Origin of the sequence: Maribacter sp. Asnod2-G09 (assembly GCF_045063795.1) — a bacterium.
Lineage (GTDB): Bacteria > Bacteroidota > Bacteroidia > Flavobacteriales > Flavobacteriaceae > Maribacter.
The window spans coordinates 513,572-539,106 of the sequence record NZ_JBEFOA010000003.1; the positions used below are offsets into that span (position 1 = coordinate 513,572).

Genomic DNA, 25,535 nt, shown 5'->3' on the forward strand with positions numbered 1-25,535 from the left:
GTTCTTGTTGAAAATTATTCTCCTTCGGTCTTTACCACCAAACGGAAACCTTCACCGTGAATATTCAATATTTCTACCGTATCATCAACTTTAAGATACTTACGTAATTTAGCAATGTAAACATCCATACTACGAGACGTAAAGTAGTTATCGTCTCTCCATATTTTGGTTAAAGCTAATTCTCTTGGCATTAAATCATTTTCATGTAAAGCCAATAGACGTAACAATTCATTCTCTTTAGGAGAAAGCTTAATTGCCTCGGTATCTTTATATTTCAAGAATCTCAATTTAGAATTTAAGTGGAAACCACCTATTGTAAATTCGAATTTCTTGCTATCAGCCAATCCGTTAGAAGCTTTTCTTTGAAGAATCGCTTTTAATTTCATAAGTAGAACTTCAGAATCAAAAGGCTTGTTCAAATAATCATCTGCACCAGCTTTATATCCTTTAAGAACATCTTCCTTCATTGTTTTTGCCGTCAAAAAAACAATTGGAACATTCTCATTCTTCTCACGAATTTCTTTCGCCAATGTGAAACCGTCCTTGTAAGGCATCATAACATCTAAAATACAGATATCATAATTATCTTTTTTGAACTTCTCAAAACCTTCCATTCCATTCTTCGCCAAAACGACATCGAAGTCATTCATTGACAAATAATCCTTCAATACAATCCCAAAATTCGGGTCATCCTCTACTAAAAGTATTTTCTTGTTTATTGTTTCCATATATTTTTATATTAACGGCAGTTTTATGTAAAATGTACTTCCTTTTCCTTTTTCACTTTCGGCATAAACTTCGCCTTGGTGGTCTTCTACTATTTTTTTAACGTAAGACAATCCTAATCCATGTCCTTTTACGTTATGTATATCTCCTGTATGCTCTCGATAGAATTTTTCAAACACTTTCTTAACCACACCTTTACTCATACCAGCACCTTGATCTTGTACTTTAATAATAATATAATTTTTAGCTCTTTCTGTAAACACATCGATTTTAGGAGCCTCTTCAGAATACTTAATCGCATTATCCAACATATTGACGATTACATTGGTAAAATGCATTTCATTTGCTAAAACTTCACAACGCTCTGCATCTAAATGTGTATGAATATATCCACCTCTATCATCAACTATTAATTGTACATGAGTAATAGCGTCTTCTATAATGTCGTGAACATTGACCCTATCCTTACTAATATCTAGCTGATTTTTTTCAAGCTTAGAGATTCTTAATACATTTTCCACTTGAGCATGCATTCTTTTATTCTCATCTCGAATCATCTGTAGATATCTTAAAACCTTTTCTTGATCATTAATTATCTTCGGATTCCTAATCGCCTCCACTGCAAGATTTATAGTCGCAATCGGAGTTTTGAACTCATGCGTCATATTATTTATGAAATCCGTTTTTATTTCAGATATCTGCTTTTGGCGAATTAGTTGATAAATCGCTCCTGCATAAGCCACCACTATTATTAAGGTAAACAATAACGAAAGCATTGCGAGACCTAAAATAGATTGTACCAAGAATCGCTTTTTCTTAGGAAAGGAAATTAACAAATCGAAATTTGAAACTCCTTCATAATCTACGAACATGGGTGATCTATAGATGTTCGCTTCTGCATATTTAAATTTAGATGATTTCACTTTGGTCGGTAAACCATTGCTATACACTCCATATTCAAATGCTATATCAACCCCTCTATTTTCTAACTCTCGCTGTAAAAGCAACTCAATTTCTTGTTTAGAAACACGCTTATGAATAGGAACACGCTTGGCATAAACCATAAAAACATCTTCCATGGCAGCTTTTTCCATCTTATTTAATCCTCCGATTTTTTCAAATCTTTGAATCGGATTTAAACGTGGCGTGTTACCCTCTAAGTCAATATCTTCTCTAAAAATTGAAGTCGTGCGCTTACTAGTATAACTTTTAATGATGGTAGTATCTGCACCATCACTACTATCAAAGAACGTAGACGAAATACCGTAATCCTCTTCTAAAATACCGTGTTCATACAGTAAAATTTCATTAGAATTAACATCTCTATCAATAAAGAAAAAATTAGTAAGCTGAGTACCTTTAAGCTCCCCTCCTATACTATCCTTCGCATTTAAATACCTGTCAAAATAATTTTTAGATTCTCTTTCTGTAATCTTATTGGTGACGCTGTTCAATGCTTCTGAAACACTGCTAGAGAATTGTTCTTCTCCACTATCTATGGATTTGCTAATCCAGAAACTTTGAACGAAAATCAGACCAATAAGTGAAAGGCTCATTAAAACCACTAAGAGCACAAATAACTTTTTGTTCATTGGGTGTTAAAATTAAAGATTTAACAGTTAGAGGGTAGTACGTTTAACCTAACCTTAACAAAAATGTTAAAATTGCTAAATTACTAACAGTCAGAGAGGATAGATGCGTGAACTTGTAGCACTTTTGACCTAGTTCTTTCTAAGTCAGTATTTTCAATTACATAATTGGCTAATTCTAATTTTGTTTCATCATCAAGTTGATTGTTCATACGTGCTTCAACCTGCTCTCTTGTAGTGTTATCCCTATCTAACACACGATTGATACGGACTTCTTTGGGAGCGGTTACCAATATGACATCATCATAGAGTTCTTGAGCCTTATTTTCAAACAACAAAGCTGTTTCTTGAATTACATAGTTGGCATCTTGATCATTTGACCAATCTATAAAATCTTGCCTCACCACAGGATGCACTATATTATTGAGTTTTGCCAATAACTCTGCATCATTAAAAACTTTACCAGCTATATATGATCTGTTTAACGTACCATCCTTAAAAGCCTCTTCCCCTAATAATGCAACTAATTGGTCATGTATAACTTTGGAAGTATTCATTAAGTATTTCGCACGTTGATCCGAATCATAAACCGGAACACCCAACTTTTTAAACATAGTAGCTACCGTAGATTTTCCGCTACCAATTCCACCCGTTAAACCTATTATTATCATTCTCTTCGAAGTATAAATTCAACTTCATTTGTGCTGATTACAGCATTGTTTAAACTTCTTGGATATTTTACCAATTTTACGGACAAGGTATTCTCGTTCTCTTTTGAGAGCGTAGCATAATCTGCCTCTACAGAAAAATCTCCTACTTCCAATTCCTTCAAATGCTCTAAAGTACCCTGACACCGGACTTCAACTATTTCTGGAAAAGTACGAACCTTTACATTTTCTGGTAGGTTGATTACCTGAACAGGAACTTCTATTACTTGTTCAGAAAATTTAACCACCTTACCAGAGAGTCTAACTTTTTTATTGGAAAAAGTTGTTCCTTTTAATTGTTCAGGTAATTGTAACGCTATTTCATTTGAGAATGAAGTATTTATATAATCAGACTTAAACAATGTCGTTCTGATTTGTTTTATAGTATCAATTTGACTTTTAGGACCTGAAATTTGAATTGAATCCGGCACTACTTCAATCTCCCCTTCCAGAATGTGGTTTGATGCAAAGGTCATATCTACCATTGCTTTCACTGGTACTTTCTTTGTTTCTAAAGATGTAAAATCAAAATATATAGCATCACTATCAAAATCTGTTAGTATGCTATAATTATTAAGCTGAGATTCTAACTGAATCCTAATTTGATCTGATGTTAAATAGTAGGCTCCATCTTTATGCATCACCTTACTAACATCTAACTTTACCTGCTTGGGTTTTAATTCATATCCTAAAAATTGAAATCCAGCTGCTTGAAGACGTACTTCAATTTCATCTTTTGGAGTATTTGCCAATAAGAATTCGTCCGGTATATTTACATATTCCACTTGAAAAGTAGTGTTATTTGTATAAGTAAGCGATAACTTATTAATTAACCAAGCGAGTGAAGCACACAACAAGAACACAAGAAAGACTTTTACCTTTCTTTTCTTTAGTCCTGTTTTTATCCACTCTACTAAACGTTCCATCAATTCACTCTAAAAAATAATTTCGGAAAAATTTCCTCTGCCTTTTTATTTGAAGAATTAATATACAAGGTTGATTTTAAAAATCCGTATCCATATCCAAAAAATTGTATCGCTGTTGCTACCAGTGATAAAAATGCTACTTTTAAATTACGAGTTTTTAAAAGCGCATCTATAAACAAAACTAAAAAGTATGTTGAATATATAAACCACGGAATTTTGAAACCTACTAATGCCAATAATACCGAAACCACAAATCCTAAACAAAATACAGTTGGAAACCAATAGGTAATCTTCTTGGTCTCTGGATGCCACTTATTTAATATAGGGCGTACCATACCAAATTTATTCACCTGAATATAAAATTTGTTCCAGTCTATTCGCCTTTTATGATACACAAATGCTTCTGAAATCAATTTAGTTCTATACCCTTTATTCCAAATGCGTATGGTTAGATCCGGATCTTCACCGGGGTGAATATTTCCATAACCGCCTACTGTACTAAAAGCTTCTTTAGAAATACCCATATTAAAACTTCTGGGCTGAAATTTATCTACTGATTTCTTACCACCACGAATTCCGCCTGTGGTCAAAAAAGAAGTCATAGCATAGTTAATTGCTTTTTGAACGGTAGAAAAAGATTCATGTGCTGCATCCGGACCGCCATAGCAATGCACATAATCTTCTTGTAAACTCTTTTCTGCAGCAACAAGATACTGTGGTGGTAAAATACAATCAGAATCCAATACTATAAAGTAATTGCCTTTTGCCCTAGCCATACCGTAATTCCGAGAATCACCAGGACCAGAATTTGGCTTTTTATAATATGAAATAGCTAGATCATCTACATACTCACCTATGACTTCTTCAGATGAAATAGTAGAACCGTCTTCGACGATAACCACCTCAAAAGTTTTGTCATAGGTTTGTAAACGTAGACTATCCAACAATTCCTTAATCTCGTTGGGTCTATTGTATACGGGAATGATAAAAGAAAACGACAAGTCCATTTTTACGCTCCTTAAATGAATAGGCTCCAATGAAATTGGAATATTAAAATCTTGATTAAAACTTCTCTATAACTTCTTGACTAACTCCTGTATTAGAGAAACCACCGTCATGAAACAAGTTCTGCATGGTTACCTTTCTGGTAAGATCAGAGAATAAGGTAATAGTATAATCAGCACAGTCTTGAGCTGAAGCATTACCTAACGGAGACATTTTTTCCGCATAGCTGATAAAGCCGTCAAAACCTTTTACTCCTTGTCCTGCAGTTGTTGCAGTAGGTGATTGAGAAATAGTGTTTACACGTACGTTTTTCTCTTTACCAAAGAAATAGCCAAAGCTACGGGCAACAGATTCTAAATACGCTTTGTTATCTGCCATATCGTTATAATCCGGAAATGTTCTTTGCGCAGCCATATAAGTCAAAGCCACAACACTACCCCACTCGTTCATTGCATCCGCTTTATAAAGTGATTGTAATACCTTATGAAAAGAAAGCGCAGAAACATCCCATCCTTTAGCCGTAAAATCATATTTTTCATCTGTGTAAGCACGACCTTTACGTACGTTAACAGACATACCGATTGAATGTAATACGAAATCGATTTTTCCTCCTAAAATTTCAACTGCCTTTGCAACTAAATTATCCAAGTCTTCAACACTTGTAGCATCTGCAGGTATAATTTCTGATCCTGTTTCTTTTGCCAATTGGTCTATCTGACCCATTCTCATAGCAATTGGGGCGTTTGTTAAAACAAAAGTACCGCCTTCTGCGTGTACCGTTTGAGCTGTTTTCCACGCAATAGAATTTTCGTCTAATGCTCCAAAAATAATTCCCCTTTTACCTTTTAATAAGTTATATCCCATGATGGTTGATTCTATAGTTAGATTTAAAATTCAAAGATATCCAAAATATGTTAATAGAGAATTGAAGTACTACTTAAAAACCCTAAAACAACAGTCTTAATGTAGTAGCATAAAATCTCAATCGACACAAGACCAATCACATTTTTAAAAAATGTAATGTTTTATATACTTGAAGATGCACTTAAAAGTTCTTTTGCATGTGCCAATGCAGAATCAGAAAGATCTTTACCGCTTAGCATATGAGCCAACTCTACCACTCTTTCATCATTGGTCAACTGCTTTAAATTGGTCATCGTACGCTCTTTACCTTCGGTTTTAAAGACTTTGAAATGGTTGTTTCCTTTTGATGCTACTTGTGGTAAATGCGTAATAGAAAATACTTGTAGATCCGCACTCATATCTTTCATAATATCTGCCATGCGGTCAGATATTTCCCCTGACACACCAGTATCTATTTCATCGAACATAATAGTCGGTAACTTTTCATACTTGGCAAGTATGGATTTGATCACCAACATTATTCTAGACAATTCCCCACCAGATGCTACTTTCTTTAATTCGCCATAACTACCACCTCTATTGGCGGTAAATAAAAATGAAAGCTCATCTTTACCTGTAACTGTAAACGCCTCGGCAGCGCTTAATTTTATTTCGAACGATGCACTTGGCATACCTAATAGCCCCAAATCGGATTCCAATTTTTTCTTAAGTTGTGGAATTACCAAGTTTCTTTTTTCTCGTAACAGAACAGCCTTTGATTCCAAGACAGCTTTCATCTCTTCTATTTCCTTTGCTCTAGCTGTAATTTTATCATCTAAATTGGCAGTTTCAAAAACTTTATCAGCAAGATCGTTCTTAATGCTAATCAACTCAGCTATATCGCTGACATTATGCTTTTTCTGTAAATTATACAGCAGCTGTAATTTATTATTCACCTGTTCTAGCTGATCAGGGTTCGCCTCTACCCCTTCTTGAAGACGCTGCAATTCTGAACTCACATCATCTAGTTCTATCATTACAGATTTTACACGCTCAAACAAATCTTTGTAGCTAGACCCAAAATCTATCAGTTTTGAAAGTGATTGGCGCATTTCTGTTACTAGAGGTAAAACCCCTATTTGCTCATCATTGAACAATTGGTCTCCTTTAGATAACTGCTCCATAATCAACTCCACATTGTTCAGCTGTTCATATTCTTCTTCCAGCTCTTCAATTACTCCTGCTTTTAACGGTGCTTTTTCTAATTCTTCCAGCAAAAACGTATTGTAATCTTGTTCTTTGTTCGCTGTGCTTTGAATTTCAATAATTTTCTCTAATTCCTTCTGCGCTTTACGATAGGTTTTTAGTCCTTTTCTATATTCTAATAATCGTTTTTGGTTATTTGCCAATGCATCGACCAATTTCAACTGAAAGTCGTTTTCGGTGAGCTGCATGGTCTGATGCTGAGAATGAATATCAATAAGATTTTCTCCCAAGATTGATAAGACTCCCAATGTTACCGGAGTATCATTTACAAACGCCCTCGATTTACCACTAGGTAAAATCTCTCGTCTTATAACTGTACTATCTTCATAATCCAAGTCATTTTCTTCAAAGAAATTCTGGAGTCCGTAGGTGTCTATTTTAAAAGTACCCTCAATAATGCATTTCTGATCTTTAACTCTTAATGAAGATAAATCTGCACGTTTACCAAGCACTAAAGATAAACCACCAAGTAAAATAGATTTACCAGCACCTGTTTCACCGGTAATAACCGTGAAACCTTTATTGAAGTCTACTTCTAGACGATCAATTAATGCGTAATTAGAAATGGAAAGGGTTGATAGCACGCGTTAGAATTTTAGATTCACAAAGGTAATCTATAATTCCGTTTTGTAAAATGGTTCAATATTTAATATCGTTCCAGGTAGTTGCGTATAAAGGTGCTATTTTATTGAGGGTTTCCTTAAGCTTTACGATATCCACTTTTGGTCCGTCAGAAAAAATATTTTTTATCTCTTCAGATTTTGCATCAAAGAATGTAGAAATTAAAAATGCATTTGGTCTTCTATTGATCATCGTCTGAAACAAATTCATCGTACCTGCGATTACCTGCTTGCCCGTACTATTATTATCCGGAAGCATGTCAAGTCCTTTTCTATGATAGTTATACATCGCAATACGATACTCTCTGTAGGTATTTGACAAAAGGTTATCTATCAATTCAAATCTACTTCTGTTAGAATCGGCAGACTGGCTCCATCCTGCAGAATTACTACCTTGAGCTTGGGTTACAATGTTCTGTGCCTTTCTATAAAACTCGGTTCCTCCTTCTAAAGAAAAGGTATCTGCATCTAAACCTAACATAACATACACGTAGTAAGCCATAACGCTTACCAAGTTAGATTCGAACTGATTTTCATTAAAAATCAAAGGCTGAAATTCAATGTATTGAAAATTGAACGCATTATCCTTATAATTAAAAACCGGAGATGAATATGAAGTATTATAAACTGGTCTAGAAGATTGTATTTGAATATTACCACTAAAATTGTTTGATTCGTAAGAGGTAATGGTAATGAACATTTGAGCATTTACCCTTTCGTTCTCTTTATACACTCTATTTGTCCACTTTGTTTTATTGATAAAATCATTTAACGAACGCTCTAATGTCTTAAAAACTTGCTGGTCGCCACGAGATAATTGGTCAGAATTGACCGTAACCGCACAAGTTAATTCTTGAGCATTTGTAACTAAACTAATAAAGGTGAAAAGTAATAGAAATACAGCCTTACGCATACCGTCTTTTAATAATTTCATTGAAGATATCCACGGCAACTTCTGCCTTGGTCTTTAGTTCAAACGCAGTAATGTTAGAATTGGTATCTATAAATGAAACTTTATTGGTAACACCGCCAAAACCAGCGCCTTTATCTTGCATAGAATTCAATACAATGGCGTCTAGATTTTTGCGTTTCAGTTTACCTTTTGCATTTTCAATTTCGTTTTCAGTTTCTAAGGCGAAACCGACCAAGAATTGATTTTTTTTATGATCACCGAAGGTTTTTAAAATATCTTTATTCTTCACCAATTCAATAGTGAAGTTTTCTTCGGATTTTTTAATCTTTTGCTCTGCTACGGTCTTAGGTCTATAATCTGCCACAGCTGCTGCACAAATTACAATATCTGAAGTCTCATAATACATTTGAGCGCTATGATACATTTCGTCTGCCGAAACTACATTGACTACATGAATATTATCGTGTGCCACAGACAAATGTGTGGGACCAGTCACTAAATATACTTCTGCACCTAAACCTGCCGCTGTTTTAGCGAGCTCAAAACCCATTAAGCCTGAGGAGTGATTACCTATAAAACGAACAGGATCAATTGCCTCGTAAGTCGGACCTGCAGTAATCAATACTTTTTTACCTGACAATGGAAATCCATCAGATAACTGCTTTTTAATAAAAGTTACAATATCTTCTGGCTCTGCCATTCTACCTTCGCCATGTAAACCACTAGCAAGCTCGCCGCTTGTTGCCGGTATAATCATGTTACCAAAAGAAGTAAGCGCATCTAAAGAACTTTTGGTACTTGGGTGCTTGTACATATCAAGATCCATTGCCGGAGCAACAAAAACCGGACATTTAGCCGATAAATAGGTAGCCATTAAAATATTGTCGCAATTACCCGTTGCCATTTTAGACATGGTATTCGCAGTGGCTGGCGCAATCACCATAAAGTCTGCCCATAGCCCCATTTCTACATGATTGTTCCAGTCGACTGTATTGTCTTCTGTCTTAACAAAATCAAGCACTACTGGGTTTTTAGCCAAAGTGGCTAACGTAAGTGGGGAAACAAAAGAGCTGGCGCTATCGGTAAGTATGACCTTAACGTTAGCACCAGCTTTTATAAATAAACGAACTAAGAATGTTGTTTTGTAAGCGGCAATTCCTCCTGTAATTCCTAAAAGAATATTTTTGCCGTTCAACATATAACTTAAGCGTCTTTTTCTGTGTTTCTATGGTAGATTTTATCCATCAACCACTCTTCTACTGCCATTGCGTGTGGCTTAGGTAATTTTTCGTAAAACTTAGAAACCTCAATTTGCTCTTTGTTTTCAAAAACCTCTTCTAAACTATCGCTATAAGTAGCAAACTCTTCTAATTTCTCTAAAAGCTCTTTCTTAATTTCAGAATTGATCTGAACAGCACGCTTTGCAGCGATTGAAATAGCCTCATAGATATTTTCAGTAGGCGCATCGAACTCATTACGGTTAATAGTTACCGTAGATACCGATGCCTTAGAGTTTTTTAAATCGTTCATATTCATAATTAAATTATTTATTTTGATTCAACGACCTGCGCTTGCATACGTTGTAATTCTTTATCAATTTTTTCAATTAAATCTGTAGCTTCCTTATCGAATTTAGATTCTGGAAACTGCTTTTTCATTGCTGCATGAGCAGTCTTCGCATTTTTTAAACGCTCTTCTTTCAATTGCTCAAAACTATTTACCGCCATATGCGTTAATGCTTCAACCTTAATGAACATTGCTTCTTCTCTAAAAGGAGAACCAGGGTTGTCTGACACAAAGTTATCGCTCGCTGCTACCGCAGATTTAAGCATATCATAATTGAACTCGCCCAATTTGTTATACTGCTTTAATATCTCAAACGCCTTTTCTTGTTTTTTTGTTGTAAGCTCTTGCGCCATAGTATTGGCTTCGGCATAAAACTCAGATTCAGAATATGTATTAATGAAATTCTGTAATTTCAATAATGCCTTATCGGTATCGGTCTGATCTAAAGAATATTCTGGAGATAATTTATAGAAACTTTTAGCTCCTAAAAAAGTAGCTTCAACAGCCTTATCACTTTTTGGATACGATTTTACAAAACGCTCAAACTGATAGCCTGCCATATTGTAATCTTCTCGCTGAAAGTAGCTATTAGATAAAAAGAACATAACACGCTCACCTTGCGGCTTACCTACATATTTAGGTGCTATCTGCTCAAGTAACCTATTGGCTCTTCTAAAATCACCTTCTTCGTAGAAAGTTTCGGCCATATCGTATTTCGCTTTTACATCATCGTTCTTAAGTACTTTTTGGTACTCGCTACACGATTGTAAAGCAATGGCAATCAATAGTATCGGAAAAACTCTCCTCATTTTAAAAAACATTTTGCAAAATTAGTGATTATCAATGGATTTAAAAAACATTTTAAACCAATAAAAATACAGGCTTTACAGCACACGAATGTCCTACTAAGTGAAGATTTAACGAATATTTATGCTGGTATGCGTATCATCGATTCCATAAATGAAACAATTCTATGCTTTAAGGCATCACTCGCAGTAATTAATGGTAATCTTACAAAAGGCTTTGCAAGACCTAAGTATTCAAATATTACTTTGATACCTGCTGGGTTTCCTTCTTCGAAAATCAACTTCATACCATCTTGCATTCTATAATGATAACTATAAGCTACTTCGGTATTACCATCTAATCCTTCATGTACCATTTTAGAAAACTCTTCTGGCAAACCTTGACCGATTACAGAAATTACTCCGTCACCCCCTGCAACTATTGTTGGCAATGCCGTGATATCATCCCCAGAAAGTACTAAAAATCCTTCTGGTCTTTTTGATATTAGTTCTTGTACCTGGGTCATATCGCCACAAGCCTCTTTTACTGCTACTATATTGTCAAATTTCTTTGCTAGGCGTACTACGGTTTCTGGTAACATATTACTACCGGTACGACTAGGTACATTATATAAAATGATTGGTAATGGCGATGCTTGAGAAAGCGCTGCGAAGTGTTGATAAATACCTTCTTGTGTAGGTCTGTTGTAATATGGAGAAACAGATAAAATTGCATCATATGCAGATAAGTCAGCCGATTTCAGCTCTTCTACTAAAGCCATAGTATTGTTACCACCAATACCGATAACCAATGGTAAAGCTCCTTGGTTCGCCTCTTCAACAGTGCGCATAACCAATTGCTTTTCTGCTTTTGAAAGTGTTACAGATTCTGCAGTAGTACCTAATACTACCAAGTAATCTATATTGCCTTCAATATTAAAAGCTACAATTTTTCTAAGAGCCTCTACATCTACTGATCCATCTTCTTTAAAAGGCGTAATTAACGCTACTCCTGCTCCCCTTAAATCTCTCATAATTAAATCTCTTTAAAAATGCCCAAGTACTTTTTTAATTCTTTTTTAAATATTTGAAAGTCCTTTAACGGCGTATCTAACATTAAATCATTGTAAGTCGGACCCACTTCTTTAAACCCGACTCTTAAACGAGCTTTTGCCTTTACCGACATTAAATTCAACAGTAGGCTATCCTCATTATAATAATTCACTAAAAGGTCATATTCTCGTCCTAAAAACTCAAGGGCATAACTGTTTTCTATTTCACCATTCCACCCTAAATCCTTATCTGAAAAAACAGGAGTGGCATATGGTGAGTTTTTATCATAAAAACGTTTATACCCAATAATCTTAACCGCATTCGGATGCAATGATAGCTCTTCTTGAAACTGAAAAAACAATTCAGTTTTCTCAAACTTATCTAGATCCACAATACAACCTACAGAACGTATTCCTTTACTCTCACGCGTTACAGCAACTGGTGTTGCCACCAACTGTTTTAATATCTTACGGCCAGATTTCCGTTTAAACTTGTCCTTAATTCCTTTTAAAAACATGTATTTTTACATTTTGACAAATGTAAATAATATCCCTGCAACTCTATGGCGAAGTTAAAACACTTTGGTATTTTAAAAATAAAACATTTTGTTATATTTTTAACATTGCTCAATTTAGCATCTTGCAATAACAACCCTGAGCAACTAAAAGAACTGACTGGCAAGCAGATACCTATCGACACCAGTTTTACATCAGTTGACAGTATTCAAAAATTTATTCAGCCTTATCATGATCGCGTTGAAAGTATTTTAGACAGTACTTTGGCATATGCACCTTTTGTAATCACTAAAACCGATGGCAAATTCAATACAACAGCGGGTAATTTAATGGCAGATATTGTATTAAGCGAAACCAACCCAATATTCAATAAGCGAACTGGGCAAACAATTGATCTGGTATTATTGAACCATGGCGGTATTCGTTCTATTATCTCTAAGGGTAATGTTACTTCAAGAACTGCATACGAAGTAATGCCATTCGAAAACTCTGTGGTCGTCGTTGAACTTAAAGGCGATGCATTATTAAAGATGGTCGACTACCTAATACAATCTAAAAGAGCGCACCCTGTTGCTGGCATACAGCTTATTTTAAATAAAGATAACACGGTCAATACTTTTACAATTAACGGAAAACCTGTAGACAAAAACAAGTCTTATTATGTTGCTACTTCTGACTACCTAGTAACTGGTGGCGATAATATGAGCTTTTTCAAAGAAGCACTTTCTAAGACAGAAACCGATTATAAAATACGAAATGCCATGATAGATTTCTTTTCTAAAGTGGATACCCTTGCCCCAAAAGTAGATTTAAGATACTATCAATTACAGTAAAATGGAAAGAAGAAAATTTATACGAAATACTGCCGCATCGTCTAGTCTGTTGACTCTTGGTGGCTTAGGTCTAAACTCTTGCAACGTAGCTACTAAAAAGCATATTACAATTTTACATACCAACGATGTACACAGTCATGTTGACGCTTTCCCTAACGATCATGCAGATTTCCCAGGGTTGGGTGGGTTGGCACGTAGAGCAGGTTTGGTAGATAGTATTAGAAAAGAGAATCCACATACTTTTCTTTTTGATGCCGGTGATATTTTTCAAGGTACTCCATACTTTAACTTTTACGGTGGTGAGTTGGAATTTAAATTAATGAGCATGCTTAATTACAATGCTACAACTATTGGTAATCATGATTTTGATAATGGTATTGACGGATTATTAGCTCAAATGCCATACGCTAAATTTAATTTTATCAGTGCCAATTATGATTTCTCTAATACGGTTTTAGACGGATTAACACAGCCCTATAAAATTTATGAGAAAGACGGAATTAAAGTTGGTGTCTACGGATTAGGAATTAAGTTGGACGGACTGGTTACAAAACAGCTCTATAAAGAGACTGTATTTCTTGACCCTTATGAACTGGCAACCGATATGGAAACCAAACTTAAAGAAGAAGAAAAATGCGATTTGGTCATTTGCCTTTCTCACTTAGGTTATGAATATAGCACTGAAAAACCCGATGATTTAAAACTTGCCAAAAGAACAAAATACACCGATTTAATTATTGGTGGCCATACCCATACATTTTTAGACAAACCGACCATTGTTACTAATGCTGCTGAGCGTGATATATTGGTAAATCAAGTAGGATGTTTTGGAGTACACCTCGGTAGAATTGATTTTTATTTTGATAACAGCACTGTTAACGCGAACGGGTATACAATTAAAGTCTAAAAAACAGACCTCTTATGCTATTCTACAAACGTTGCTCTAGCGATAACCAAAACTTCAAAGAATTAGTTGCATTACTTGATGCAGACTTGGCATTACGAGATGGAGACGAGAATACTTTCTATGCACAATTTAATGGTATTGATACGTTGAAAAATTGTGTTATCTTTTATTCGGATGAAACCCTTGTTGCCTGTGGTGCTTTTAAAGAGTTTAACGAAGACACCGTAGAGATTAAACGAATGTTCGTACAACCAGATTACCGCGGAAAAGGAATTGCCTCAAAAGTACTCGTAGTATTAGAAGAATGGGCAAAAGAATTGAATTACAGCTACTCCGTCTTAGAAACAGGATTACGACAACCGGAAGCCATTGCACTCTACAAAAAGAATAATTACACCGTTACCGATAACTATGCCCCTTATGAGCATATGGCTAATAGTGTTTGTTTTAGGAAGGTGTTGTAATATGGATTATAAAAAACAAAATTATTCTGAATTTGTATCTTACTTGCTGATATAATAATTATTACGTAAGGCAATATTTTAAATGAACTTATTCAACAGAAAGATAAAAAAAAAGCATATTGAACAATTCGGTCTTAAGATTGCCGAATTATTGCAACCTGAAATGCCACAAATTACGACCGCCATTGGACTTTCTAAAATTTATGGAATTAGTTTTATGCACAAACCTAAAAGGATATATATTTCTCGTGGTTACTAATCAAAAGAATTTGAAATTATAAATAGAGACCATAAAAATTGTTTCAATCTGACTGGAATTTCTATCCTTAACATAAAAACGAAACGCTATCAACCTATCTCACTATACTATCAATCAAATGGATTAACTAAAATTAAAATTGAAAAACCAGAGTTATTTCATAAAACATTTGACTTAAGCCAAATTCAGAAAGGAGAATTAAACCTTGAATATTTGAAAATGGAAAACCCCGATCAAAAGACCGCTGAAAAAATACTAAAATCATTGACCAAAGAGCAGATTGCACTTCTGGAATTAGAACACACCTTTGAAATTGAGCTTGAGGATAAACATGTCTTTACTATTTTAGATATGGAAGACGGAAATTATATTGCAGTAAATAAACAAGGAAAAGTTTATCGTCTTAATCACGAACACAAAGAAAGAGCTCAACTAATAGCTGACAGCCCAATTGATTTTTTTAATATTTATAACGGACATAAAATTGAATTGGAAATATTAATGAATGAATAAAAACCGATGACAAATTATAATAGAGCTGAAACTATCAAGAAATTCGTCAATAAAATAATTTCAGGACAAATGGAATTTTCTCATTTAAGAAAAGTTCTTGAAAATCAAAGTCTGAAATCTGAAGAAATAAATATTGTTTTAAGACAGGTTGATAAAAGAGTTACTCGAGCAGCTAGGATGAAAGAAATAAACGACAGTGGGAAAAATCTTTTTTATGGCGGATTAATGGTGGCGCTATTAGGTGTGATATTCACGATAGGGACTTTTACAGGATTTTTAGACTTTAAAGGAATTGGCATATTAGCTTACGGACCGATTGCTGGTGGACTAATAACCGCTATGGCAGGAAAATCTCAAATGAATAGAAATTAAAATATTTTCCCAAAAAACTTGAAGGCTATGCCAACTTTAAAACTAACGCGAAAAGTCTTATATAAAAGCCTTCTGGTGAGAATCTAAAATTACTAAACCTCATATTTACAAGTTTGTACATTTAGTTTAGGCATAGGCACAGGCATGAAAAAAAATATAAAACCGGCTTGAACGTAAATACTCCATCTTATAGACTTTAAAATTTATCCTTTAAAAAAATCAGTGTTTTACGAACAAACTTTTCTAAATTTAAGATGCTAACTAATTATTATGACCAGAAAAATAATTTCAATCATTATAATTTTTATTTCTTTAAGTTCTTTCGGACAAAAAATTAAACTAAACAAACTCGACGGATTTAAGTCAATAAAGATTGGAACAAAAATGAAAAAGTTCAGCAACCTGAAACAAGTAAACCTTGCACCTGAAGGATATTTGAGTTTTGAATATTTCCCTTCAGATATTGACTTATACAACGTATTCGATTCTAAATTCGATAATATTCTTCTTTATTTTGATGATACTACAGAAAGACTAAAAACTATAGTGATCTCAAAAACTTTTATTGGTGATAATTTATATCAAAAGGCTATAAAACAATCTTCAAAAACCATTGGAGAATTTGAAAAAACTATTGGCACACCATATGAAATGATTGAGGTGAAAGATGGCTCTGGAAAATCTGGCTTTTCTTGGTATGGCAATAAAATGTATATCGATGTATTTGCATTGTCACCTGGTAAAAAAAGTAAACAAGCTAAAGCTGTAGTTGAAATCGGAAAAGATGTTGAATTGAAGTATTAATTCAACATCAATCAATCTTCTAATAAGAATTCTCAAAAAAAGCACCTCTAAAAAACGAGCTCAATAATTAAACCTACCCAAAAAAATCATATTCGCATTTCTTGGCTATAGCTACACTATTTACACGTAAATAAATGATTTTCAGATGATTAATTTTTATCTTAGATACTCATCTAAACTCAATATTATGCAAGTAGACATTTTACAGGAAAAGTATTCTATCAAAAACAACATTAAATTGAATGCTTTAGAAAAGCCAAATGAATTGAAAAATGGTAAGGAGATGTTTTTTGAAAAGAAAACTCAAGTTATGGGGACCCTTTACTAATTCTATCAATACATAATGCTGTAAATAACATAAGAAGGAAATCTTCTGAACGGGTTACTGTAACATTTTCATGGTTTGGTTATCTCTATTGAAAACCAAACCATGAAAAGATTATTTACAGTTTTATTTACGTTGTTATCGCTTCACTCCTACTCCCAATCAAAAGTTGATTACTTAGAAAATAATCGATTTAATATGACGGAGCCAAATTTTGATTTCCCTCAAAAAGACTTCAACATCATCGGTTTTGGTGCTTATCATGGCAGCGTAAAAACTGAGGCTGTAGAACACGCTCTTCTTACTTCGCTAACTAAAGCTGGTGCTATTCAATATTACTTGCCCGAAACAGATTTTAGTCTTGGGCATTTCTTTAACACATACTTACAAACTGGTGACACCTTGTTACTAAAAGATTTAGTAAGTAATTATGGTGCTAGAGTACCACAAGAGCGAAGTATTGAAACTTATGAGAAGTGGAAAAGCATTAAGCACCTCAACGATAAACTCCCAGAAAAAGACAGATTAATTGTCGTGGGCGTAGATCAATTGGTTACCTATAAATACACTTCTAAATACCTATTAGAATTAATACCAACCAATACGTTTAAAGATACAGCTGTACGTAATTTAGAACAGATGGTTGCCTTAGATACTACAGATTATTCGCCATATTACAACAGCTACTCTAAAGGTGTGATGAAAGCTTTTGTAGCATTCTACGAGACAAATGCTGCAATGTACTCAAAGTCCATTAAAGATACTTTTGCTTTTAATCACATCATACAAGATTTGAAGTATTCCTTTAACCCTAAAATTAATCGAGAAGAAGTGATCTTTAATAATTATGTTCACTTAGACTCCATTTACAACTTCAAACAAAAACCTCAATTTCTAAGGTTTGGTTTTTTCCATTTAGAGAAACAGCGAGAGGGCAATAATCCATCATTTTTTACCAGATTAATAGAAAATAATATTTACCCGCGAGATAAGGTAATTTCGGTTATTGGCTACTTTACAGATAGCCGTGTACTTTGGGACCATGTGTATAATGACAACGGAGAATATCAATATTTTACCACAGAAGGGGGATTCGGAATCGGAGATTACGAGAAAGAATATTTTCTCGGCATTGAGCACCTGAAAAAGTCTAAATTATCTGACATGACTTTATTCCGCTTAAATGCTACCGACACGCCGTATAGCGACGGAATTCCAGATTTAATAGAAGTCGTTATGCAAGATGACACTTCTAATGGAGATGCCGTCAAAGGAAAATCTACAACGGAGTTTATCGACTATGCCATTTTAATTTCTAATTCAAAAGCGAATACTCCGATTGAAGAACTGAAGTAAATGATCTGTTTGATTATATTTAATGCTCTATTTTGAATATAATTCACTTACTAAATGAAGCTTCATCTGCTAATACTCACAATCTTTTGCATCACTTCTTGTAAAGAACAAAAGAATACTGATAGTTCGATTTCATTAGAAATCAAAAATGACAAAATTATTAAGTCTGAATTTCAAACTATAATTGATTCTGAAGACATTAATGGTGCTATTCTAATTTATGATTTAAACGACGACACCTATTATTCCAACGATTTTAATTGGACTAATACCGGTAATTTACCGGCATCTACCTTTAAAATTGCAAATACCATTATCGGATTGGAAACGGGAGTCATTGAAAGCGACAGCACAATCTTTAATTGGGATGGTGAAGAAAAATGGTCAAACCTTTGGGAGCAAGATTTAGTTTTACGAGATGCCTTTCAGTTTTCATGTGTACCATGTTACCAACAAGTCGCTGCAAAAATTGGAACGCAACGTATGAACGAATATGTTGAAAAATTACAATACGGAAACTTAAATATTAACGCTAAGAACATCACCAATTTTTGGTTAGAGGGCAAATCTCGTATTAGTCAAATGCAACAGATAGATTTTTTAAAACGTTTTTACAACAACCAGCTTTCCATATCAGAAAGAACAAAAAATATAGTTCTAGATATCATGCTTGTTGAAGAAACAAAAAATTACAAGCTCAGTGGTAAAACAGGGTTATCTAATAGCAAAGACCAATACAATGGTTGGTATGTTGGTTTTATTGAAGTCGGAGAAAATGTTTATTTCTTTGCTACCAATCTAGAACCAAAAAATAGTAAAATCAACCTACAAGATTTCATTAAAAAAAGAAAAGATGTTACACTATCCGCTTTAAAAAAAATGAAGGTTATCAATGAATGAACATTTTGTTCTATAGTCTTCAAACAAAAAGTAGCTTTAATGTGATTTCAAGTAAAACACAACACTATACTTGCTATAATGTTTAATTTTACCACTTAACATAAATAATACACTAACACCACAAGCATGAAAATTATAGGTATAGGAAAGAATTACGTAGTTGATAAATCTGAAATTGACGGATTAAAAAATGATGTGCAACTTATTTTCACCAAACCAGATTCTTCTTTAGTCACAGATAGTAAAGATGTAGCATTTCCTGCTATTACCAATCAATTGATTTACGAAGTAGAATTGGTAGTTAAAATAGGAAAAACGGCTAAAAATGTTACCGTAGAAGAAGCAAACTCATATATTTCTGAAATAGGTATAGGTATTGACTATACTGCAAAAGATGTACTTACCGCAAGTAGAGAGAAAAAAGGTCCCTGGGCATTGGCAAAAGGTTTTGATGGTGCGTCACCTATTGCTGGTTTTAAACCGGTAAGCGATTTCCCTGAATTAGATAATATCAACTTTGATCTAGTGATTAATGGCGAAAAGAAACAAGTAGGCAACACAGGCTATATCATATATAACTTTGCTGAAATTATCAGCTTTGTATCTACATTCATGACCTTGAACCCTGGTGATATGATATTCACCGGAACACCAGCAATCGGTGCAGGTGAAACTTTTAAAGGTGATCATTTACAAGCTTCTATTGAAGGAGAGTTATTATTAGATTTCAAAATGATTTAAAAATTAGATTTATGAATCACGATGTATACTTTCATTTCATATGCACTTATAAATCGTGATTTTACATCTTTAACCTAGTTGACTGCAATTGAGCATTGATTTTGAAAATATAGATTATTTAAAAATCGGAAATGAGCGACAAGTAAATGCTTATAATGATCTTATACAGTACAAGATTCTTGACCATCTTAAATTATACTCGCCTATTGTAACCGGTACCATCCCCATTCAAATAGACATACCCGAAAGTGATATTGATATTATTTGTGAATGTAACGAGCATAACGAATTCGCTTCTGTTGTAACGCATCACTTTTCTAAGATGCAAGGTTTTCATATTTACAGAAGTAAGCAAAACGATAAAGAAGTCACTATTGCTGAATTTAAAACAGAGAAATTCTTAATTGAAATATTTGCTCAAAACACGCCTACCAAAAAACAAAATGCATACCTGCATATGATTATTGAATATGCTATTTTAAAAGAAAAAGGAAATAGCTTTCAGCAAGAAATTATAAAACTAAAAGCTAGTGGTTTAAAAACCGAGCCTGCATTTGCCAATCTATTAGGACTAAAAGGAGACCCTTACGAAGAACTTTTAAAGTTGTAATCGAAATACACGAATTAGTACCTTAGCCCAATGCTTTAAACTACGTAGGACCTACCCCTAAGTTCCTTATAAAAAATCTGGAAAAATTTGCTAAATTGGTTAACCAAAATGAAAATTAATCTTCAACTTTTTAACTTACAATTAATTACAGAAAATTCTTCAAAAAATTAGCGACCAACTAAATAAATTACAAGCATAAACGTTATGTAAAAGATTGATTTAGAACCCAATTTTTTAAACCTTAACCCACTATTATGCTTAAAACATTTAATTATTTTATTTACTTAACAGCCTTTATCTTTCTAACATCTTGTAGTTCAGAAGATTCAGAACCAGAACTAGAGTTTGTAGATTTTGAAATGACAATTTCAGAAGTAGAATTTACCTCAGCAAACATTAAAATGACCGGAAGATATTCTAGTGAGAATAGTATGATTCTGTATCGAGAAAAAAATTCTAACGATTCTTATCAGTCAATTCCTTTAGAAGGTTTTTACGCCACCTTAACCGGCTTAGAAAAAGCAACTAGCTATGAAGTCAAGGCAGAAGTTTCTAATAACAGTACTAGCCTAGATAGCGAAACCTATTACTTTACTACCAAAGCAGTTGAAATTGATTATGAAAAATTATTATCTGATGATTTGGTAGGATATATAAACAATTTAGAAATGTTTGCGCATGGCAATAAGGAAATAGTAATACACGCAGAAGGTTTAAGTGACTATACAGATGTTGCACTATACCTAGTAAATGAAGATAGAACTGATAGTTTAAAAATGACCTCAACGATAGTTGCAGATTCTTTAAGCTTTACAATACCAGAAGATTTTGTATCACAATCACCGAGAGAAGAATTCAAGAAAATGTATATTGGATTAGAGATTAATGATACTTATCAATATCTATTGAATAAGCATGCTTGGATCAATTCAATTAGTGGTCATACCGTTTCAGGCGATGAAGGCTTACTAAAGCTAAAGATTTTCAACACCAAACCTAATATTAGATCTTTAACTGTTGTTGGACCTTACGACAGTGGGTGTTTCAATTACACAAAACTTCATTTTATTGGTGAGTATTTAGGTTATTGGGATGAGTATTATTGGACCCCTGAAAGTGCTACTATCAATATTTACGACGCCAACGGTGAACTATACGCTTCTTTATTTCAAGATTATGATAATTATACGACTGAATGCGGTAAGCTTTATTTAAGTATTGTAAGTCAACAAGTACTTGACGAAGGGCTATTTCGCTATCATCAAAGAAATGTGGCTACTGCCGAAATATACCAAATGCTCGATGGGGAATACACAGCACAATTGACATTTAATTTTAGTGATGGTCAATTGCCTGTAGAGTCCAACATTTTCGAGTTTACTGTAGAATAATTTACCAACACAGAATTTACATAAATAATTCTGCCAATTTATTTGGCTAAAACCTAATTTCACTATTATTACATCATATCATCTAATTCGGTTTAGATGATATGGTGTTTTTATTCTAAATCATAAACCGAATAAGCTTACTTAACTAAAAATTATTTTACTAAAGATTAGGCAAAAATTACGGTAGTTCAAAAATCAATTCAACTATATATTCCTACTTATTAAATTGTAAATTCGTACACTTTTTTGTACTTTTTCTAAAAGTTATTGAATGAACATTGTTTTTCTGTTAATAGCAATCTTCGGATTTATCTTAACTACTGTATTGCTTTTAAGAAAAAATGTAAATAAATTACCTCAGCAATTTCTTGCTTCTTTTTATTTTATTTTTTCCATCTACAACCTTCAAACCTACATTATTACTGATGGATTGTTAACTCAATTTAAATGGTTTTACTTTTGGCCACTCTTATTATATAGCGTAATAAGCGTACCTGTATATTTCTATTTTAAAACAGTTATGGACGATAAGTTTACGTGGAAATGGCAATACATTTTACTATTTATCCCCTTTCTACTTAGCATCATAGATGTTGCCATTGTCTTTTCTAAACCAGCATCCTATTATAATCAGATTGTAGAAGATGCTATTACTTTCCCGAAAGAGCGATTTAATGCGCAATACGGTCTACTAAGTTTAAATGAACACTATAGCTTACGTCATTTATGGCAATTAATATACCTTCTGTCTCTACTACCGTTGTTAAGACGATTTTTAGATATAAACCCAAATGACAAACTAAAAGTTATTCTAAATAGATGGCTGCTTCTGTTTTATACGGCATTAACCCTAATGGCACTAATTACCCTTTTCTTTGGTATTGAACGAATGTTAGGTATCAATACTTTAAATGTATCATACTCAAGTTTATATCGTTTACAGATTATATTATTTCTAGTTTTGTTATTAATTAGCATAGCTCCGTTATACTTCCCTTCTATTCTCTACGGATTTCCAAAAAATCAGTTATTGGTTTCATCATCTATTTCAAATTATAAAAATTCAAAAGTACAGATGTACGGATTAGATAATCAAGAACTAAATAATTCACTAACAGCTATAGAACAACAGGAAGCATTTTTAAAACAAGGTTTCAATCTAAAAGCGTGTGCAGAACTTCTACATGTACCACCATATCATGCCGCCTATTTTTTCTATCAGACGAAGGGCATCAGTTTTACTTCTTATAGAAACAAAATTAGAGTAGAAAAAGCTAAGGAGCTGATTGATTCGGGATATTTAGAATCGAATAATCTATATGCGCTTATTTCCGCATGCGGATTCAGTAGCAAAAGTGATTTCGAGAAGACTTTTGAGAGATTATCCAATTCAAGTGTTGTTGAATATACTAATAGTGCTTAGCATATGTAAAATTAATTTTTCTAATAAAATTTAAACTTATTAATCAACAATAATCGTATATAAAGATTAATGTTAAACAGAAAGGTTTATGTACTATTTTTCCTATTTTAGAGTTGTAATTTTTTAATACAAACCTATAAAACTCCACCAATGAAAAAATCAATTAAACTATTACTTCTTGTCGCTATTGCTACTTTTCAATTTTCATGTTCTAGTGATGATGACAACGAGGCAAGTTTAAACCAAAAAAGTTTTACCTCTTGTGATATAGGTGATTTTTCTCCTACTAGCACTAAGATGTGTTTCAATGGTGCAGATTTTGCATTACCTAATGAAACAATTACGTTCGCTGCGGAGTTCAATGCTCGTGTAGCAACTTTTACATGGACTATTGAATCTGGAAGTATAGAAATTATTAATATTGAAGAAAGTGCAACTGATTCTACTTTAAAATCTATTGCTACCTTTAAATTTAATTCAGATTTTAATGGAGATGCTGTTTTTAAAGTGAAAGCTAAAGACTCTAAAGGAAGCGTAGAGTTAACTCATGTAGTAGCATTGGATGAAACGAATTAGAACTCAGCTTAATTTATAATTATATATTCCACAATTACCTTAAGTTCTTCGTCTAAGGTAATTGTTGGATATTCTTTTTTCGCTAAACCGTACCAATACCCTGCATTAAAACGATCACCTTCTTTACGATGTAAATATGCATGTAGCCAGCTGCCCAAAGTATTGTGCATTTCTTGGGCTATGTTATGTGAAGCTTCCCAATCTCCCTTGGCATCATACCATGCCGATTTTAGTCCGTCAGGCCATTCTTTTGGTACTTGAGATAACTCTAAACTCTTTTCAAATTCTAGGTAGTTCTTTGGTATCATTTTACTACACGTTTTATTAGCTTTTCTACGGTTAATCCTTGCCCTATAATGGAGAATACCACTACTATGTACGTAATTACTAAAAATGCATCTCTATGCATTTCATCAGATAAGCCTAATGCCAATGCTATGGATATTCCGCCACGCAATCCGCCCCAGGTCATTACCAAATTGGTTCTCGGTATAAAGTCCAATTTCTTCTCAAAGAACTTAATAGGAATTAATAGCGACAAGTATCGACAAATCAATACTAATGGAATTGCCAATAACCCAGCAATTACATATTCTGTTTTAAAGGATAATACGAGCATTTCCATCCCTATCAGAACAAATAAAAGTGTATTCAAAAGAATATCTAAAAGCTCCCAAAATTTATCTACATAGGTCTCTGTAGTTTCTGACATTGCAGAGTCACGCACCGTATCATTACCTACCACTAAACCTGCTGCTACCATCGCCAAAGGAGCTGATAAATGAAATTTCTGAGCTATTAATGTACCTACCATAACGGTAGCTAAGGTGATGATTACTTCTATATCATAATCATCTATAGATTTCATAAGCTTCCATGTTCCCCAACCTAAGGCTAGACCTAATGCCAACCCACCAATGACCTCAACACCAAAAAGTTCTAAAATATCTAATGGACTAACCGCTACGTCAGTTGCCGATGCCAGTTGAAAAATGGTTAAGAAAACAACTACTCCTACTCCGTCATTAAACAAAGATTCACCCACAATTTTAGTTTCTAGTTTCTTTGGCGCTCCTGCTTTCTTTAATATACCTAATACGGCAATAGGATCTGTAGGTGAAATCAATGACCCAAACAGTAGACAATAGATAAAAGAAATTTCCATCCCTATAACCTGTAACAAATAATACATGCTTGTACCTACTAAAAAGGTCGATACCAATACACCCAAGGTAGAAAATACCAATATAGGCCAGCGTTGTACTTTTAATTGTTCAAAATTGGTGTGAAGTGCACCTGCAAACAACAGAAAACTCAACATAATATCTAACAATACAGATTTAAAATCTATTTGGGTAATTATATAACGTTCTGCATTAATTAAGGTGTCATCAATATAACCTATTAAGAAAACCGCCAAGGTAAATAGAATTGTAATCAGCATTAGGCCGATACTGTTTGGTAGCTTTAGAAAACGCGCATTTATATAGCCGAATATTGCCGATAGAAATACTAATACTGAAATAATTGTAAAAATGTCCATAGTT

Annotated in this window: 29 protein-coding genes; 14 read left to right on the forward strand and 15 right to left on the reverse strand. The window is 33.6% G+C overall.

Features of this window, described 5'->3' with window-relative positions; genetic code table 11:
- Positions 1 to 14: 14 nt before the first annotated feature.
- From ACJJVT_RS06250 to ACJJVT_RS06310, 13 genes are all read right to left on the reverse strand, one after another.
- Positions 15 to 728: a response regulator transcription factor gene (locus ACJJVT_RS06250; protein ID WP_299799918.1), complete on the reverse strand. Its 714-nt coding sequence runs from the start codon at positions 726 to 728 to the stop codon at positions 15 to 17.
- Positions 729 to 734: 6 nt separating this feature from the next.
- On the reverse strand, positions 735 to 2,318 hold the full coding sequence (locus ACJJVT_RS06255; RefSeq protein ID WP_405397302.1) for a sensor histidine kinase: 1,584 nt from the start codon (positions 2,316 to 2,318) through the stop codon (positions 735 to 737).
- 83 nt (positions 2,319 to 2,401) lie between these two features.
- The gene (coaE, locus tag ACJJVT_RS06260) at positions 2,402 to 2,986 is read right to left on the reverse strand and encodes a dephospho-CoA kinase (RefSeq protein ID WP_405397304.1); all 585 of its coding nucleotides are present in this window, start codon (positions 2,984 to 2,986) and stop codon (positions 2,402 to 2,404) included.
- Positions 2,983 to 3,948 (reverse strand): hypothetical protein, encoded by a 966-nt coding sequence (locus tag ACJJVT_RS06265; RefSeq protein WP_405397305.1) that lies wholly within the window; start codon positions 3,946 to 3,948, stop codon positions 2,983 to 2,985. The genes coaE and ACJJVT_RS06265 overlap by 4 nt, the downstream gene beginning before the upstream one ends.
- Positions 3,948 to 4,955 carry a glycosyltransferase gene (locus ACJJVT_RS06270; protein ID WP_405397306.1) on the reverse strand — a complete coding sequence of 336 codons (1,008 nt, stop codon included), beginning with the start codon at positions 4,953 to 4,955 and terminating at the stop codon, positions 3,948 to 3,950. The genes ACJJVT_RS06265 and ACJJVT_RS06270 overlap by 1 nt, the downstream gene beginning before the upstream one ends.
- A 55-nt stretch (positions 4,956 to 5,010) precedes the next feature.
- Complete coding sequence (locus ACJJVT_RS06275; RefSeq protein ID WP_133672896.1) at positions 5,011 to 5,817, reverse strand: enoyl-ACP reductase; 807 nt, start codon at positions 5,815 to 5,817, stop codon at positions 5,011 to 5,013.
- 161 nt (positions 5,818 to 5,978) lie between these two features.
- Positions 5,979 to 7,646, reverse strand: coding sequence for a DNA repair protein RecN (gene recN, locus ACJJVT_RS06280; protein ID WP_405397307.1), 1,668 nt, complete (start codon positions 7,644 to 7,646; stop codon positions 5,979 to 5,981).
- Between the two features lie 55 nt (positions 7,647 to 7,701).
- Positions 7,702 to 8,595 carry a DUF4835 family protein gene (locus tag ACJJVT_RS06285; protein ID WP_405397538.1) on the reverse strand — a complete coding sequence of 298 codons (894 nt, stop codon included), beginning with the start codon at positions 8,593 to 8,595 and terminating at the stop codon, positions 7,702 to 7,704.
- Positions 8,588 to 9,793 (reverse strand): bifunctional phosphopantothenoylcysteine decarboxylase/phosphopantothenate--cysteine ligase CoaBC, encoded by a 1,206-nt coding sequence (gene coaBC, locus ACJJVT_RS06290; protein WP_405397308.1) that lies wholly within the window; start codon positions 9,791 to 9,793, stop codon positions 8,588 to 8,590. The genes ACJJVT_RS06285 and coaBC overlap by 8 nt, the downstream gene beginning before the upstream one ends.
- A gap of 5 nt (positions 9,794 to 9,798) precedes the next feature.
- Positions 9,799 to 10,125: a DNA-directed RNA polymerase subunit omega gene (locus ACJJVT_RS06295; protein ID WP_133672899.1), complete on the reverse strand. Its 327-nt coding sequence runs from the start codon at positions 10,123 to 10,125 to the stop codon at positions 9,799 to 9,801.
- 17 nt (positions 10,126 to 10,142) lie between these two features.
- Positions 10,143 to 10,970, reverse strand: coding sequence for an outer membrane protein assembly factor BamD (locus ACJJVT_RS06300; RefSeq protein WP_405397309.1), 828 nt, complete (start codon positions 10,968 to 10,970; stop codon positions 10,143 to 10,145).
- A gap of 119 nt (positions 10,971 to 11,089) precedes the next feature.
- Positions 11,090 to 11,980, reverse strand: a complete 891-nt coding sequence (gene dapA, locus ACJJVT_RS06305; protein WP_405397310.1) for a 4-hydroxy-tetrahydrodipicolinate synthase — start codon at positions 11,978 to 11,980, stop codon at positions 11,090 to 11,092.
- Between the two features lie 2 nt (positions 11,981 to 11,982).
- On the reverse strand, positions 11,983 to 12,516 hold the full coding sequence (locus ACJJVT_RS06310; protein WP_073244764.1) for a DUF6913 domain-containing protein: 534 nt from the start codon (positions 12,514 to 12,516) through the stop codon (positions 11,983 to 11,985).
- A gap of 45 nt (positions 12,517 to 12,561) precedes the next feature.
- Here ACJJVT_RS06310 and ACJJVT_RS06315 point away from each other — a divergent pair, with 45 nt between their 5' ends.
- From ACJJVT_RS06315 to ACJJVT_RS06380, 14 genes are all read left to right on the forward strand, one after another.
- Entirely contained in the window at positions 12,562 to 13,347 is a 786-nt protein-coding gene (locus ACJJVT_RS06315) for a 5'-nucleotidase C-terminal domain-containing protein (RefSeq protein WP_405397311.1), read from the forward strand.
- Between the two features lies 1 nt (position 13,348).
- On the forward strand, positions 13,349 to 14,254 hold the full coding sequence (locus tag ACJJVT_RS06320) for a bifunctional metallophosphatase/5'-nucleotidase (RefSeq protein ID WP_405397312.1): 906 nt from the start codon (positions 13,349 to 13,351) through the stop codon (positions 14,252 to 14,254).
- Between the two features lie 14 nt (positions 14,255 to 14,268).
- Positions 14,269 to 14,718, forward strand: a complete 450-nt coding sequence (locus ACJJVT_RS06325) for a GNAT family N-acetyltransferase (RefSeq protein WP_405397313.1) — start codon at positions 14,269 to 14,271, stop codon at positions 14,716 to 14,718.
- Between the two features lie 478 nt (positions 14,719 to 15,196).
- Positions 15,197 to 15,490, forward strand: coding sequence for a hypothetical protein (locus tag ACJJVT_RS06330; protein WP_405397314.1), 294 nt, complete (start codon positions 15,197 to 15,199; stop codon positions 15,488 to 15,490).
- 6 nt (positions 15,491 to 15,496) lie between these two features.
- Entirely contained in the window at positions 15,497 to 15,862 is a 366-nt protein-coding gene (locus ACJJVT_RS06335) for a hypothetical protein (RefSeq protein WP_405397315.1), read from the forward strand.
- Between the two features lie 270 nt (positions 15,863 to 16,132).
- Entirely contained in the window at positions 16,133 to 16,666 is a 534-nt protein-coding gene (locus ACJJVT_RS06340; RefSeq protein WP_405397316.1) for a hypothetical protein, read from the forward strand.
- A 187-nt stretch (positions 16,667 to 16,853) separates the two neighbouring features.
- Entirely contained in the window at positions 16,854 to 16,994 is a 141-nt protein-coding gene (locus ACJJVT_RS06345) for a hypothetical protein (RefSeq protein WP_166638576.1), read from the forward strand.
- Positions 16,995 to 17,096: 102 nt separating this feature from the next.
- A complete protein-coding gene (locus ACJJVT_RS06350) occupies positions 17,097 to 18,347 on the forward strand; it encodes a hypothetical protein (protein WP_405397318.1) in 1,251 nt (416 codons plus the stop codon).
- 54 nt (positions 18,348 to 18,401) lie between these two features.
- The gene (gene blaOXA / locus ACJJVT_RS06355) at positions 18,402 to 19,247 is read left to right on the forward strand and encodes a class D beta-lactamase (protein ID WP_405397319.1); all 846 of its coding nucleotides are present in this window, start codon (positions 18,402 to 18,404) and stop codon (positions 19,245 to 19,247) included.
- 126 nt (positions 19,248 to 19,373) lie between these two features.
- Positions 19,374 to 19,988, forward strand: coding sequence for a fumarylacetoacetate hydrolase family protein (locus tag ACJJVT_RS06360; protein WP_405397320.1), 615 nt, complete (start codon positions 19,374 to 19,376; stop codon positions 19,986 to 19,988).
- A gap of 88 nt (positions 19,989 to 20,076) precedes the next feature.
- Positions 20,077 to 20,598 (forward strand): DUF4269 domain-containing protein, encoded by a 522-nt coding sequence (locus tag ACJJVT_RS06365; RefSeq protein ID WP_405397322.1) that lies wholly within the window; start codon positions 20,077 to 20,079, stop codon positions 20,596 to 20,598.
- A 254-nt stretch (positions 20,599 to 20,852) separates the two neighbouring features.
- Positions 20,853 to 21,989, forward strand: coding sequence for a hypothetical protein (locus ACJJVT_RS06370; protein WP_405397323.1), 1,137 nt, complete (start codon positions 20,853 to 20,855; stop codon positions 21,987 to 21,989).
- Between the two features lie 520 nt (positions 21,990 to 22,509).
- Positions 22,510 to 23,412 carry a helix-turn-helix domain-containing protein gene (locus ACJJVT_RS06375; protein ID WP_405397324.1) on the forward strand — a complete coding sequence of 301 codons (903 nt, stop codon included), beginning with the start codon at positions 22,510 to 22,512 and terminating at the stop codon, positions 23,410 to 23,412.
- 150 nt (positions 23,413 to 23,562) lie between these two features.
- The gene (locus ACJJVT_RS06380) at positions 23,563 to 23,988 is read left to right on the forward strand and encodes a hypothetical protein (protein WP_405397326.1); all 426 of its coding nucleotides are present in this window, start codon (positions 23,563 to 23,565) and stop codon (positions 23,986 to 23,988) included.
- A gap of 8 nt (positions 23,989 to 23,996) precedes the next feature.
- Here ACJJVT_RS06380 and ACJJVT_RS06385 read toward each other — a convergent pair whose 3' ends face one another.
- Positions 23,997 to 24,296 carry a hypothetical protein gene (locus ACJJVT_RS06385; protein WP_405397327.1) on the reverse strand — a complete coding sequence of 100 codons (300 nt, stop codon included), beginning with the start codon at positions 24,294 to 24,296 and terminating at the stop codon, positions 23,997 to 23,999.
- Positions 24,293 to 25,531: a cation:proton antiporter gene (locus ACJJVT_RS06390; protein ID WP_405397328.1), complete on the reverse strand. Its 1,239-nt coding sequence runs from the start codon at positions 25,529 to 25,531 to the stop codon at positions 24,293 to 24,295. The genes ACJJVT_RS06385 and ACJJVT_RS06390 overlap by 4 nt, the downstream gene beginning before the upstream one ends.
- Between the last annotated feature and the right edge of the window lie 4 nt (positions 25,532 to 25,535).